Source organism: Chitinophaga sp. 22620, from assembly GCF_052044405.1.
Classification (GTDB): Bacteria; Bacteroidota; Bacteroidia; order Chitinophagales; family Chitinophagaceae; genus Chitinophaga.
In genome coordinates this window covers 383340-397248 of record NZ_JBQEMV010000003.1, presented here as the reverse complement: position 1 = coordinate 397248, position 13909 = coordinate 383340, and the positions used below count along the sequence as shown (strand labels likewise).

General features: G+C 54.0%; 8 protein-coding genes. 7 read left to right on the top strand and 1 reads right to left on the bottom strand.

Going from position 1 to position 13909, the window contains the following annotated elements; genetic code table 11:
* The first annotated feature begins 3 nt into the window (after positions 1–3).
* Positions 4–1641, top strand: coding sequence for an exo-alpha-sialidase (locus tag ACTJIK_RS17000; protein ID WP_440648228.1), 1638 nt, complete (start codon positions 4–6; stop codon positions 1639–1641).
* On the opposite strand, the gene ACTJIK_RS16995 is transcribed toward ACTJIK_RS17000, so the two are convergent.
* Complete coding sequence (locus ACTJIK_RS16995; RefSeq protein ID WP_440648226.1) at positions 1638–2216, bottom strand: RNA polymerase sigma factor; 579 nt, start codon at positions 2214–2216, stop codon at positions 1638–1640. The genes ACTJIK_RS17000 and ACTJIK_RS16995 overlap by 4 nt on opposite strands.
* A gap of 188 nt (positions 2217–2404) precedes the next feature.
* On the opposite strand from ACTJIK_RS16995, the gene ACTJIK_RS16990 reads away from it, so the two are divergent.
* The 6 genes from ACTJIK_RS16990 to ACTJIK_RS16965 all read left to right on the top strand — a co-directional run bounded on the left by ACTJIK_RS16990 (position 2405) and on the right by ACTJIK_RS16965 (position 13811).
* On the top strand, positions 2405–3421 hold the full coding sequence (locus tag ACTJIK_RS16990; protein ID WP_440648224.1) for a FecR family protein: 1017 nt from the start codon (positions 2405–2407) through the stop codon (positions 3419–3421).
* A 135-nt stretch (positions 3422–3556) separates the two neighbouring features.
* Positions 3557–6742, top strand: a complete 3186-nt coding sequence (locus ACTJIK_RS16985) for a TonB-dependent receptor domain-containing protein (RefSeq protein WP_440648222.1) — start codon at positions 3557–3559, stop codon at positions 6740–6742.
* A gap of 12 nt (positions 6743–6754) precedes the next feature.
* Entirely contained in the window at positions 6755–7534 is a 780-nt protein-coding gene (locus ACTJIK_RS16980; RefSeq protein WP_440648220.1) for a hypothetical protein, read from the top strand.
* A 330-nt stretch (positions 7535–7864) separates the two neighbouring features.
* Positions 7865–8242, top strand: coding sequence for a hypothetical protein (locus ACTJIK_RS16975; protein WP_440648218.1), 378 nt, complete (start codon positions 7865–7867; stop codon positions 8240–8242).
* A 509-nt stretch (positions 8243–8751) separates the two neighbouring features.
* Complete coding sequence (locus tag ACTJIK_RS16970; RefSeq protein WP_440648216.1) at positions 8752–12036, top strand: SusC/RagA family TonB-linked outer membrane protein; 3285 nt, start codon at positions 8752–8754, stop codon at positions 12034–12036.
* Between the two features lie 11 nt (positions 12037–12047).
* Complete coding sequence (locus ACTJIK_RS16965) at positions 12048–13811, top strand: RagB/SusD family nutrient uptake outer membrane protein (RefSeq protein ID WP_440648214.1); 1764 nt, start codon at positions 12048–12050, stop codon at positions 13809–13811.
* The last annotated feature ends 98 nt before the right edge of the window (positions 13812–13909 follow it).

Below are 13909 nucleotides of genomic sequence, written 5' to 3'. Positions count from 1 at the left end.
AAAATGCAACGATCATTAAAAAAAATTACCAGCTCCGTGCTGTGCTGCCTTCTGCCCGCTTTTTTAGCGGCGCAGGAGGCGGGTCAGCGTAAGTTTAAAGTGCCGGTGCTGGCCGGGAAGGAGATCAACCCCGTGATCCGGATCAGGGTGGATGCGAAGGGAGAGAACGACACCCTGCGGCAGGTAACTTTGTTGCTGAAAGGCGGCGCGGGCCTGGAAAATATCCGCGTATACTCGGCGGGCACAGACAGTGCGCTGCCGAAAGCGGAAAAGATGGACAACAAAATATTATTTGCCGGAACAGCCGCTCCCGCTGCCGGTAAGATCGTGCTGAAAGGCGATGCGGTATTGCGGAAGGGCGCGAACTATTTCTGGGTGACGGTTGCCCCGGCCGCCGCTGCACCGCTGGCCGCCCGGCTGCAGATCAATGCCACGGCCATGCGGGTGAATAACCGCGACATCAACATACCGGCAGACAGATACGTTCACAGGCTGGGTGTTGCACTGCGGCAGCACCGGCAGGACGGCGTCCATACCTACCGCATTCCGGGGCTGGCCACTGCGAAGGACGGCACGCTGCTGGCGATATACGACGTGCGCCGGGAAAGCGGCAGGGACCTGCAGGGGAATATAGACATCGGCCTTTCACGAAGCACGGACAAAGGGAAAACCTGGCAACCGATGCAGATCGTGCTGGACATGGGTGCCTGGGGCAATCTGCCGGAGAAGTTCAACGGCGTGTCCGACGCGAACGTGCTGGTAGATAAAAACACCGGCCATATTTTCATCGCCGGTCTGTGGATGCATGGCGTGATCGATTCAACCGGCCGGTGGGCGGAAGGGCTTACCGCGGACAGCACCAACTGGAACCACCAGTGGAAAACAAAAGGCTCGCAACCCGGCTTCGGAGAAAAACAAACCGCTCAATTCCTCATCACAAAAAGTACGGACAACGGGGTTACATGGAGCAAGCCTGCAAACCTCACCCGTATGGTCAAGCAGGAAGACTGGTGGCTGCTGGCGCCTGCGCCGGGCGCGGGCATTACCCTGCGCGACGGTACCATCGTATTTCCCACGCAGGGCAGGGACAGCAAAGGTCGCGGCTTCTCTACCATCACCTACAGCAAAGACGGCGGGCAGACCTGGCAAACCGGTAAAAGAGCCGCCGCAGAATCCACCACCGAAAACATGGCCGTGGAGCTTGCCGATGGTTCCATTATGCTGAACATGCGCTTCGGCGGAAACAACCGTGACACTGGCCGCACGAACGGCAGGGTAGTGGCCGTTACCGGCAACCTGGGGCAGCGCTGGGCCATACATCCCACTTCGCGCAATGCGCTGCGGGAACCCGCCTGCATGGCCAGTATCATCAGGCACGACTATACGAAGAACGGGAAGAAAAGATCCGTGTTGTTATTTTCCAACCCGGATTCAAAAACAGCCAGGAAGGATCTGACCATCAAGGTTAGTTATGATGACGGCAAAACCTGGCCGGCCGCTAAAAAGATATTGCTGGACGAAGAGAAGGGCCGCGGCTATTCCTGCCTGACCAGTATTGATGATAATACGATAGGGATCCTCTATGAAAGCAGCCAGGCGGACATGGTATTCCAGGCCATAGCGCTGGACGAGCTGCTTTAAATTCCCTGCTGCAGGCCGCCGGCCTCCTGTATGGCATATAACGAAACGGAATGCAGTACGATCAGGGTGAACAGTTCCGCGGAAGAAAGATGCATCCTGAGCAGGACCACGGCTTCTTCCAGGTGTTTGCGTACAGCCCTTGGCGTTATATGGAGCTGTTCCGCGATCTCGCGGGTGGACAGGCCTTTTTCTTTGCGCAGCAGGAAGATCAGTCTTTTCTTTTCCGGTATCTGCAGCAGCGCCTTCATTAATTTTTCCCAGGCAGACCCGTCTTCCGGCGCCGGAAGCGCATCTACGGCGTCTCCCACGAGGTAGGTATATTCCTGCATCTTCCTTTTCTCCGCCGCCTTTTTGCGGGTGGCGTCTATGATCATATTCCTGGAATAGGTATACAACAGGGGGAGGATATTGTCCAGGTCCTCCACATCCTCCATTTTCATCCATAACCGGATGTAACACTGCTGCAGTATGTCTTTCGCGTCTGCATCACTATCCACGAACTTCCTGATATAACCATACAGGAACTCCTTTGTTTCCCGGAAAATTGCCTCAAAATCTCGCTGTAGCCTTTCCATGGGCATGCTGTTATTCGGGTTTTGAACCGCGCTGCAAATTGGTTTTTTATTTCCGGCAGTGCTGCTGTGCGGAAAAAAATAACAATTCCTTCATGCAAGGCGGGCTGCCCGCTATTCCAATGTTAACGAATTATGAATTCACCTCCCGGGCAGTTCCGTTTTCAGTACCTGCTGCGTGATAGGGGTGTATGAAGATCACTCCCGGACTTTTGAAGAAATATTTTGCCGGCGCCTGTACGCCGGAAGAAAAAACGCTGGTGCAGGCATACCTCTGTGCGGACGACAGCGACCTTACCCCGCTGGAAGCCCTGCTGGAAGAGGAAACGCAGCACGTCAACCCGCTGGAGATACCGCCCGTCATGCTGAAATCGATCGTTTACGGCATCCGCAAAGAGGCGTACCCTGAATTCCTGAAAGCCGCCGAAGCGCGCAACCGCCGGGGCTGGTATACCGGCATCGCGGCGGTGCTGCTGCCGTTGCTGGTATTCGTCAGCATCTATGTATTCCAGGAAAATAAAACTTCCTTCTCCACCGGCATTACAGCGGAAAAATGGGACACCGTTTCCAACCATACGGGCAGCACCGTGAAAGCCATTCTGCCCGACGGAAGCGCCATATGGCTGACGGCGAAGAGCCGGATCAGCTACCTGCCGGCACAGTATAACGTTACCGAAAGGGCCGTCCGTCTGGACGGGGAGGCTTTCTTTGAAGTGGAAGCGGACCCTTTGCACCCGTTTGTGGTCCATCATGGGGGCATCAGCACCAGGGTGCTTGGAACGGCCTTTAATATTGAAGCATACGAAAACGAGGAAGATATCCGCATTTCACTGGTACAGGGCAAGGTAGCGGTGAATGCGCCGGGAGACAGCGCCATGCGTTACCTCGCGCCCGGCGAGCAATTGATCTACAAGCGAGGGAGCGGAGATTACAGCGTAAAACCTGTGTTGTACAGCGATGCGTCCACCTGGAAAAACGGCTGGATGATCCTGGACGACGTGCCGTTGAAAGCCGCGCTGCAAAGGCTGGAACGCCAGTATGGCCTGCAGATCGACGTGCCCGCGGGAATACTGGATAACAGGAAGATCACCGCGGTATTCAAAGGAGGCACTTACCGGGAAATATTGCACAACATGCTGTTCCCCCACCGCCTGCGGTACACGGAAAAAGAGAACCGCATTTACATAGAAGCCATCAATTCAAAATAATGAATGATCGTGGTGCGCACACGTCATTCGCTTTTTTATCAATAACGTAACTAACTAACATTTATGTCTTTCATATTTACAGGGATCCTGTTGATGTTTCGGGGATATTTAAAACTATTGGCAATATTGGGGCTAATGCTGCTTGCCCTTTTCGCGCAGGCCCAGGAGCCCGTCAGCAGCCTGAAGGAACGGGTGACGGTGGACGTAAAGAGCACCGATGCAGCCGCCCTGCTGCAGGTTTTGCAGCAACAGACGACCTATACTTTCACATTCGATAACGCAGCCCTGAAAGCGCTGCCGGTCAGGAATATTAAATTCAGGAATGCAGAACTGGGGGAAGTATTACAGCATTTGAAAACGAATTACGGCCTGCAGTTCTCCGTGATGAGCAACAAAAACATAGGAGTTGTGCGCGGCAGCGCGCCGGCGCAGGCTAATGGCAAGATCAGCGGCACCATCGTGGATGAGGAGAACGGGCAGCCCATACCGGGCGTAACGGTCCGCATTGGCGCTGTTGGAGCCACCAGCGCGGCAGACGGGTCTTTCAGCATTTCCCTTCCCGCCGGGAACTATACCATCGCCCTCAGCAATATCGGCTATATAAAGAAAGAAGTGACCGATATGGAGGTGAGAGCGCAGGAAACCTCTACGCTCAATACCAGCATCAAAAGGGCCAAGGGACAGCTTGCCACGGTGGAGGTAAAAGCCTCCGCCAGGAAGGACGGTATCAATTCGCTGTACATCCAGCAAAGGAACAACGCCGCCATCAGCGACGGCATCAGCCAGGAACAGATACGCCGCACGCCCGATAACAACGTGGCGCAGGTGCTCAAACGCATCAGCGGCCTCACCGTGCAGGACGATAAGTTCGTGACCGTCAGGGGCCTGAGCGAACGGTATAACAACGTGATGGTGAACGGCGCCAGCCTTCCCAGCACAGAGCCTAACCGAAAGAATTTTTCCTTCGACATCATTCCCAGCAGCCTGGTAGACAACATCGTGGTGAATAAAACGGCCACGCCCGACATGTCCGCCGAATTCGCGGGCGGCCTGGTACAGATCAACGTCCGCGACATGCCGGTTGAGAACTATACCACCGTGGCCCTCGGCACCGGTATCAATACCCATTCCGCCGGTCATCCCATGGTATCCCTCAAAAGAGGCAAATACGATCACCTTGGTTTCGACGATGGTAACCGCACCTGGTGGAAAGACATGGACCAGCAGCAGTACCGGTCCTGGATAGGTTCAAAAAACCGTGAAGAGATCCACCGGCAGAACCTGACCATCCCGAATAATTTCGGCATGCGGAAGTTCAGCTACGTTCCCATGCAGAACTACCAGCTCGGCCTCGGCCGCAGGTACCAGTTGCCGAAAGGCAGGCTGATAGGCCTTACGCTGGCGGGTACTTACCGCCACGAAGAGCAGCGATCCAGTGAAATGCGGTATTTCCCGTCGTCGTTCTATTTCAGCGACTCGGCCAGCCGCGTGTATAATTTTACTACTTCTTTGGGCGCTCTGGCCAATATCACCTTCCAGGCGCCGCGCCACAAGCTGGCTTTCAAAAACCTTTATAACCGCCGTTTCAACACCGAAACCGCCGATATGTGGGGAAAAGATTTCGACAAGGGCAGCGGGAGCGAGGTGGAATTGTACTCCAGCATCACCACGATCAACTCCATACTGCATAACCGCCTCGAAGGCGAGCACACGCTCACCCGGCACAATATCAAAGTAGACTGGGCTGCCGACCTGATCGATGTGCGGCGCGACCAGCCGGATACGCGCTCCGTGAAATCCTATGAGTCCGTCGCATTGGGCGAAGGATATTATTTCCTGACCGAAGGCCAGGGGTTTATGGTGGAAGGTATTAATATCTTTAACGCAGCGCTGCATGAGCAAAAGAAGAACCTCGCGCTGAACATCACCCTGCCGTTCATGGTCCGCGAAACGGAGCAGAAAATAAAGCTGGGCTACAGCGGTTCTTTCCGTAAGGCGAATTATGAAAGTCTTGCTTTGAGGCTGATGAACGATGGTACCGTGAACCAGGACGTTACCAAATATTTCGGCAAGCCGGATTATGAGCTGGCCACACCCCAATACCTCCGGCCGGACCTGTTATATTACAACCTGGCGGGCGTAGGCTCGGTGGGCGACCGGCCGGCGGACAACTATGAAGGCGATCAGCGGCTGCATGGCGTGTACCTGATGGCGGACCTGAAGTTCCTGCGGCGTTTCAGGCTGGTAGGCGGCATCCGCGGCGAGCGCAACAAAATGGACGTGAACGGGATCACTTTCGATTATGCGACCGGCAGACCGGTAGATTCCCTGATGAAAATCTCCACGACGGACTGGCTGCCTTCCGCCAATCTTACCTACCAGCTCACTTCGGAGTCCAATCTCCGCCTGGCATACTCAAAAACCATGTCCAGGGCCGATTTCAGGGAGCGGTCCCGCTTCATGTATTACGAGTTCCGCGAGCGCAATGTATACCGCGGCGCCGCCAAGCTTGATGATGCTACTATCACCAACCTCGACCTTCGTTACGAATGGTACCCGGGCCCCGGGGAGATCATATCCATATCCGCTTTCTATAAAAAATTCGCCAGCCCCGTGGAGCAGATCGCTGCCCGCGGGAACGGCGGATTGCTGTTCTATTATTTCAATCTCCGCAGTTCAGAGAACAAGGGCCTTGAAGTGGACTTCCGCAAATCGCTTGGCTTCATCAGCCAATCTTCTTCTATCCTGAAGAATATCTTTATCAGCGGCAATGCCTCCATCATGAAATCGAATGTAGGCTACAATACCGATGCGCTGCTGCGCGCTTCGAACGGCGCAACGGGAGGCAACTCCACGGAATTGCCGCCGGACTCGCGTAACCGGCCGCTGCAGGGCCTTTCTCCTTATGCTGTGAATGCCGGCATCGGGTATTTCGGGGAGAATGCGGGTGTGAATCTGGGGTATAACCGCTTTGGCAAACGCATTTTAGCGGGTGGTACCTATCCCGCGGAAGACCAGTACGAGAAACCCAGGGATGTGCTGGACCTCCAGCTGAATGCCCGTTTCTTTAAGAAAAAGCTGGATGTACGTTTTAATATCAGCGACATCCTGCAGCAGGATCATATCGTATACCAGAATGCGATCGTAGGCAAACCGACGGATTCCGGCGGCGGCTCTTTCGGTACTAACCCGGACAACATCAACGATCCCAGCCCCAACGGTGATCCCAAGGGAACGAACTACGGCAAAGACCACGATTATACCTATACAAGGGTATTCAAGGGACGGAATATGAGCATCAACTTTACCTACAAATTTTAATACGAACGGCACATGAAAAAGATTATCATTATAAGCCTGATCGCGGCATGCCTTTACAGCTGCAGCAAGGAAGGGGACCTGCAAAGGAAGGACAGTTACAGGGAAATATTTGTGCAAAATTTTTCACTGGCCCCTGATGCGAGGCTTGTTGTGAGGGTGAACAACGAACTGCTGACCGACAACCTGGTGAGCCCCGGCGCATTCCGGAAGATCATCAAAACCGCTACTGGAACGCAGCAGATCCAGATAACCGATTACCGGACCGGCAAGCTGCTGCATGATACGCTGCTGCCCACGCCCGGTACAAAATTCACCATCACTCTCCTTCAGCTGGACGCTACGGGCAAGCAGAAACCCCGGCTTATTGGCGGAGGCGAAGAAGGCGATAATATCCCGGAAAAGCACGTGCTGCTGGGTTTGAATTATACCACCGCCGATCTGCCGGATTCCATGGCTGTTCGCATATACCGCCTGAACGTGGATCCTGTAACCTTTGAATTCACTGATATTGATACACTGACGCAATTTGCGGTAATCCATAAAGGGCAGCTGTCAGATTTTAAGCTAATGGATTTTTCACGGGATCCATATGTCAGCGCGTATGCTTTTGAACCGAGAAGTGCGGTCACGGGAGAAATACTTCCCGGTGGCGAAATTGACCTGGCTAATTTCATGATGCCTTTCCTGTCGTTGAATCCCACTACCGACAAGCATATTATCGCCAATCTTGATGCGATGCTGATGCCGGATAACCGTTATTCTTTCTGGAGCAGCGTACTGGTGAGTTATTGATTGTTTTAAAAAAAGGACAGGTCTGCATCAGGAAGACCTGTCCTTTTTACCTGGACTGTGCTTACCTCATTGTTTATGCTTACAAATATTCCGGGCTTTGTTCCATAGACCGACGCAGCATAGGAAACAGCATGCGTCCGAAAACTTCTTCCCTCTTACAGCGGCTGCGTAACAAATTCCCCATATCCGCTGGCATTCCCGGGATTATCATAAATATCACTGTTGTTTTATTGCCCTGTAATTGGCTGTGGTGGAGCATTCCGGCGAGTTGGTATATTAATTGCAATTAGTTACGGTAGAAACATATTCGATGATTAAAAAACTGATGTTATGAAATCTGTGCTTAAAATTATGGGTGTACTGCTGTTGGCAGCTTTTTTTGTGAGTGCCTGCAGCAAAGACACTGATCCCGCGGATGTAGACGTTTTCGCCGGCACCTTTAGAGGAAAGATCGGGTACACCGATGCAGAAAAAAATATTACCCAGGACAATGGCAGCGTATTTGTCACGAAGCTGAACAACACGTATAATTTCAGGTTCTCAGACGGCATCCCGGATCTTAACGGGGTGGAATTCCAGCGGAAAGATGATAATACGCTTGTGAGCGTAGGCTCTTCCGGAACAGGGATGATCACTATCAACAAAGACAAGCTGGTGATCGGATTTGCCAGGAACGGCAGGAACTGGTCCGCCGACTGCGGAAGGTAGCGGAAGGCCAGGAAAACATACATACAACACCCGCGTGGATACCGATCCCGCGGGTGTTGTGTTTTTAGTACACAAATTGGCTCCCCCGGGGCTTATACCCGTGAAAACCGTTTCCGGCCGGGCATTTCCACAAAATGGGGTGCCGGAAGCTTCTGTAATGAAATGTAACCCGAATATTAAATCTCCGAAACAAAATATGCATGATTTGAAATTACAGATAAGTATATTACTTTTATGACCGGAGCGCATATGATGTATGATGAGCGTTTGAAAATCTAAATCTGAAGGGTTGGCCCGTAAATATGCAGCTCCGCGTAAACCATATTGAATGCAGTTATTGTAAAAGAACCGTGCGACCGTTTTCTGAAAAAAACAAACAGTGAAACCTTTGCCTGGATGAGCATGCGTTAACGCTTCGTCCCGGCCAGTGACCGATCAATCAAAAATCTGCTGGATACGCTGATGGCCGTACCAGATATCTACTCATTTTCCTAACACAAACCAAATCTATGCTACTCATTCGTGCAAAAGAAAAGCAGCCTTCAGGCGGCTTGCGGCCCGGCCGCCAGACATGGGAGTTTCGTGGCCTGCTTACCGCGCTGCTGCTGCTCACGGTGCTTGCCGCGTTCGCAGGACCCGCCCCGGCGGTCTTTGACAAGAAAATTTCCGGTAAGGTTACCGACGGCACAGGCGCTGGCCTGCCCGGTGTGAGCGTAGCCCTGAAAGGCACCAGTACCGGTACCGTTACCAATCCTAACGGGGAGTATACGATCAACGTGCCCGACAACGGAGCGGTGCTCGTGTTCAGCTTCATAGGCTACAATCCACAGGAGATCGCCATTGGCGCCCAGGCGCGCGTGGATGTGGTGCTGGCTGCCTCCGCCAAAGGCCTCAACGAGCTGGTAGTGGTAGGTTACGGTACACAAAAGAAAGTGAACCTTACCGGCGCCGTAACGCCCGTGAACGCGGGCGAGCTGGTGAACCTGGCGCCTTCCAATCTCTCCAATGCCCTGGCCGGCCGCGCCCCCGGCGTGAACGTGACCAACACCTCCGGCCTTGCAGGCGCTTCTTCCAGCATCCGCATCCGCGGCTCGTTTGGCGACCCGCTGTTTGTAATAGACGGTGTGGTGCGCGACAAAGAAGCGTTCGACGCATTGGAAGCCGCGGAAGTGGACCAGATGAGCTTCCTCAAAGACGCCGCCACCGCCTCCATCTACGGTTCCCGCGCGGGTAACGGCGTTGTGCTGGTGACCACCAAAAAAGGCGCGAGCCAGAAACCGGTGTTCAATTTCCAGACCAACTACACCACCAACCGGCCCACGATGACGCTGCATTCAGACAAGACGAGCGCCGTGGACGAACTGACCTACCAAAACCGTGTAGCGGCTTTCCAGGGCATTGCGTTGCCCAATGGCCAGGAAGAGTTCGATTACTTCAAGGACAAAAAATACAACGCAAACGACTTCATCTGGCAAAACCCCTGGAGCATGCGCCATTCCCTCAGCGTATCCGGCGGCACCGACCGCATTACGTACTATTCCATGCTGAGCTACCGCGGCGAAGAGGGCTCTTACAAAAACCTGGAACATAAAAAAGTAAACCTCCGTTCTAACATAACTGCCAAAGTATCCGAAGCGATCAAGGTAAACCTGAACATCTCCGCGTTCCAGGAAAACCAGGACCGTTTCTTCTGGCCCTTCGGCGGAACAGAAAACGATGATGAATACGATGTGTCCGATCTTTACCGCGTTACCTTCAACTGGCCCAAGGTATTCCCTTTCTTCCTGACCGAGGACGGTCAGCCGGCGGACTACGTTACGCCGTACCCCGTGCAGCCCGTGATGGGTACCTTCCAGGCATGGAACGTGGTGGACCAGGTGACGGGCAACCGTTACATCAACCTGCGCAAACGCCAGCTGAGCACGATCCTGGGCATCGACATCAGCCTGGATAAATTCGTGAAGGGGCTTACTACCAAGGTAGTGGGCAACTACGTAGGGCAGGATTATATGCGGAAACGTTTCCTGACCTACATGAAGGCCTATTCATTCATATCCGCCGATCCCGGCGGCAACCGTTTCATTCCCGCGCCGCCGGATCCGAATAAAGTATCCACCTTTACCTTCAGCCAGAACCAGCCTTTCCTGGACTACCGGATCTCCACCCTTTGGAGCTACCAGCTGAACTGGTTCCTGAACTATAACCGGACGTTCAACAAACACAGCGTAGACGCGCTCGTGGTATTTGAGCAGGCTGAAAACGGCGGCTATGGCGCAGTTTCAAGGGCGGAAAACCCGGTACCGGTAGCGAATTTCGACCAGATGTTCGCCTATTCCGCTGACCGCCAGTTCCGCGACGCCAGCGGCTGGGAAGAAGTAGGCGCGCGCCAGTCGTGGATAGGGCGGTTGAACTATAACTACGACAGCCGTTACATTGCAGAATTCTCATTCCGTTACGACGGCAATACCCTGTTCCCCACTCACAAACGCTGGGGCTTCTTTCCCTCAGTATCCGCCGCATGGCGCCTTTCGGAAGAAGACTTTTTCCGCAATACCACCAATTTCTTCGACGAACTGAAGATCCGCGCCTCCTATGGTACAACAGGCAACGACCTGAATGTGGCCAACCAGCGCATTGCGCCTTTCTCTTACCGCAACTATTACGTGAACGCGGGCTCCTATATGTTCGGCGACCGTCTTTACACCACGATACGCCCCGGGGCCACGCCCAACCCGGAACTCACCTGGGCCACCTCCACCACGTATAACGCCGGTATCGACTTCTCCATTTTGAAAAGCAGGCTGAACGGTACGATCGACGTATTCCTACGCAAAGAGACCGACATCCTCGGTTCCCGCGAAGTAAAGCTGCCGGATAACTACGGCATGGACCTGGCGCCGGAAAACTATGCCGCGCGTTCCTGGAGAGGCGCCGAGCTTACGCTCGAATGGCGGGACAGGGCTGCGGGCAACAAGATCAACTATTCCGTGACCGGTAACCTTGGCTACGCCAAAGACCAGTGGGATGTTTATGATGAAACCGTGGCTTTCGGGCCCAACGGCAGCCGCAACTTTGAATCACGCATAGGACGCCCGGAAAACCGGATCGTGGGATACAAAGCGCTTGGCATCATCCGCACACAGGCGGAACTGGACGCGCTGTTGTCCAAAAACTTTACGCAATTCAGCCGCAAACCTTACCTGGGCGCGCTGCTGTATGAGGACGTACGCGGCGAGAATTTTACTCCCGGCCCAGATGGTAAGATCACCGCCGAGGACATGCAGCTGCTCTCCACCAACGCCACCCCGCGCATCAATTTCGGGATGGGCATCAATGTATCCTGGAAAAACTGGGCCCTGCAGACCTTCTTCCAGGGCGTAACCTCCTACGACCGCATCATCAGCAATCAGGAAGGCGCCGGCATGCGCCAGCACGGCGGCAGCGTACGCCCGTATTACCCGATCTGGGCCGGCGATGTATACACGCCTGAAACGCCCGACGGAAAATATCCGCGGCCCGTGGGCCAGAGCGGCTGGGCTGAAGCGGGCGCTGCTGCATCTTCATTCTGGATCCGCAACGGCGCTTACTTCCGCATGAAAATGCTGAACCTTGGCTACAACCTGCCCAAGAGCTGGATGCAGCGCATAGGCCTGAGCAGCGCGCAGCTGTACTTCAACGGAACCAACCTGTTCGCCTTCTCCGCCATGAAAGAATTCCATGACCCGGAGCAGAAAAACTACGATTCCTATCCTGTGATGAAAGCGTTCACCTTCGGCGCAGATATTAAGTTCTAAAAAGCATGATCATGAAAAAGATTGTAATAGCTCTCGCACTGTTTGCCGGTATGTTCGCATCCTGCAAAAGAGTGCTCGATATAGAAGACATTAATAATTACGACCCGGACCAGGTATGGAACGACGAAAACCTCGCCAACGCCTACATGGCCAACCTGTATTCGGCTTTCGGGAACTGGAGCGCCTCTGAGGACCGCTTTTCAGAACAAGTGATCGGCATTGCGCTGCCCAAAGATTTTGTGACCATTACCAACGGCAACTTCAAGTCCTGGGACTATGCCCGCATCCGGCTCATTAACCAGGCGCTGGTAGAAGTGACCAAAGGCAGGCTGAGTGATAACGCCCGCAAGGGCATCACCGGGCAGGCGCTGTTCCTGCGCGCTTTCCAGTACTTCAACATGGTAAGGCACCATGGCGGCGTACCCTACCTGAAAATACCGCAGGATAAGGATACGGACGACCTCAACGTGCCCCGCAACAGCACCGCCGAGTGTTTCGATTTCATCATCAAAGACCTGGACGATGCCATTGCCTTGTTGCCCGAGCGCATCCTATCTTCCTCAGCGGACTATGGAAGGATAGACGCTTCCTTTGCGCTGGCCTTTAAAGCAAAAGTGCTGCTGTATAAAGCCTCCCCGCAGTTCCATCCTTCCAATCCCTGGAACAATACGGATTGGGCCATGGCCTATACCGTTAATAAAAAGGCGTACGACGACCTGAAGGCGAGAGGTTACCGCCTGGTGGACAACTACAGCGATATCGCGCTTGTTGAAAAGGGCCCTGAGACCGTCTTTCCGGTGATCAATCAATATCCCGCGAAGGTCGCCGCATGGGACAACGGCGTGCGCCCCGGCTCCGAAAGCCGCGGCCCCGCTTCCGCCGTGCCCACCTGGGAAATGGTGAAGATGTTCCCCATGAAGGATGGCAAGCGTTATAACGATCCCACCAGCCCTTATTTTAAAACAGACGAGCAGTTCCTGCAAAGCTACTGGGAGAACCGCGACCCGCGCTTCGAAAAATCTGTGGTGTGGAGCGGGAAACCTTACCCGGTAAGCGGAAAGCTGGGTAAACGTTTGTACACTTCCCTGGGCATCGCGGACGTTGCGGACGACTTCGGGACCAATCCCGATGCCAAGACCAATTCTACTAACCTGGACCGTTATTCCGGCTTCTTTATCCTGAAGAACAGCCTGCTGCGCCTTACCCAGGCACAGGTGCTGCAATATGACGTGGACTTCGTGTACATGCGCTTCGCCGAAGTAATGCTGAACTACGCTGAAACCGCCAACGAAACCGGCCGGCCCGCCGAAGCGCTGGACATCCTGAAACAGATCCGCCAGCGCGCCGGTATAGAGCCTGGTGCGGACGGCAATTACGGCATCAATGCCGCAGACCGTGTTGCCCTGCGCGAAGCCATACTCGCGGAAAGGAATATCGAGCTGTGCTTTGAAGGCCACCGCTTCTGGGACCTGCGCCGCCTGCGCATGCTGGACCGCCTGGACAATACCACCAAATCCGGCGTGGAAGCCATTCCTATCAATACAGACGGCAGCAACATGCCGTTGGACTTAGCGCGGAATAAAGCCAACGCCAATGAGCTCACCGAAGTGAACTTCAAATATGTGCTGCACCAGGTGCCGCGCTCAGGCGTGAAAGTGAACACCGTGCCCGCCACGTATTATTTCTTCCCGATACACAGGGATGTATTGGACAGGAACCCGAACCTGAAGCAGAACAAGGATTGGGGAGGAGATTTTAACCCTGCGCTGGATTGAGTTTTTGCGATTAAGACCTATATGAATGGAAGGGGCTGTCCCGGCTTGGCCGGGATGGCCCTTTTCCTGTTTGGGGCTTTTGGAATTTCAGGAACGAT